The sequence below is a fragment of the Mesorhizobium sp. M7A.F.Ca.ET.027.03.2.1 genome (assembly GCF_003999175.1).
Classification (GTDB): domain Bacteria; phylum Pseudomonadota; class Alphaproteobacteria; order Rhizobiales; family Rhizobiaceae; genus Mesorhizobium.
On record NZ_RZOM01001462.1, the window covers coordinates 1 to 1,109 of the forward strand.

1 protein-coding gene and 1 pseudogene are annotated in these 1,109 nt (G+C 64.7%); both read right to left on the minus strand.

Annotated features, from left to right (window positions below):
* A pseudogene (locus tag EN750_RS35615) lies at positions 1-259 on the minus strand (glyoxalase); the annotation flags it as partial.
* Between the two features lie 72 nt (positions 260-331).
* Positions 332-1,109, minus strand: a 778-nt coding sequence (locus tag EN750_RS35620) for an AraC family transcriptional regulator (protein ID WP_245482908.1), incomplete at its 5' end; no start/stop codon positions are given.

Genomic DNA, 1,109 nt, shown 5'->3' on the forward strand with positions numbered 1-1,109 from the left:
CGTCGACGGCAATGTAGATCGACTTGCCGCCGCCTGAGCCGGGTTCGCCGACCATCTTGCCGTAGTCGTCGTCGCGCACCGAGCCCAGCATGATCATCGAGGAGCCGAAGACCAGTTCGGCATGGTGTACGACATCGCCTTCGCCATAGCGGGCACGGACGCTGAAGCCGAAAGCCTCGCCCAGCCAGTCGATCATTCTTGCCGCGTTCTTGTAGCGCAAAGCGGGGTAGATGCGGGGCGCTTCAGTGGTGGTTGGCATGGGAACCTCCTTCGCTTGGGTTGCTCGACAAGCCACCCTGCTCGAAGGCCGTTCCAGGGTCTTGAAGAAATGTTACCTGACAGAGAGCGCGGTCGGCGTTTCGCCGGCGAGGTCGCGAAACTCGCGCACCAGATGCGCCTGGTCGGCATAGCCGCAATCGGCGGCGATGCCGGCCCAGTCGACGGTCGGTTGTCTCGACAGGCCGAGCGCCCGGTTGAAGCGGACGATGCGCGACAGCGTCTTGGGGCCGATGCCGATGGCGTTGGAAAAACTGCCGGCGAGATGCTTGCGGCTCCAGCCCAGCCTTTCGGCGATCGATCCAATGCGGGTCCGGCCGCCGGATGCGATGATGCGGTCATAGGCCCAGGCGATTTCAAGCGGCGTCTCGGCGGCATTCTCGAGACGGGCGGTGACGAAGGCCTCGGCCATGTCGAAACGCGTCGTCCAGTCCGGCGCGTTGCCAAGCTTTTCACGCAGCGCCAAGCCTTGCGCGCCAAGCACGTCGTCGAGGACGACCATGCTGTCGGCCAGTTCGCTCATCGGCAGGCGGAAGAAACGGCGTGCGCCAAGCGGCGTGAAGTTGACCTGGACGCAGCAGGCGCCGCCGAAGGATTCGATCACCACCGGTCCGGCAAAGAGGCCGGCGGCGAAACTGGCGAAGCGGTCATTGTCGCCGGGCGCCTTGCCGAGGCCGATGGCGAAGGGTTCAGCGAAGTTGAAGACCAGCGGCACGGTGAGGGACGCGTATTCGACGTTGCGCATATGGCCGGGCGTCATTTCGCGATAGCCGCAAATGTCCGACACAATGCCCTGAAGCCGAGGATCGGGCAGGCGCCGGCGCATCTCGAAC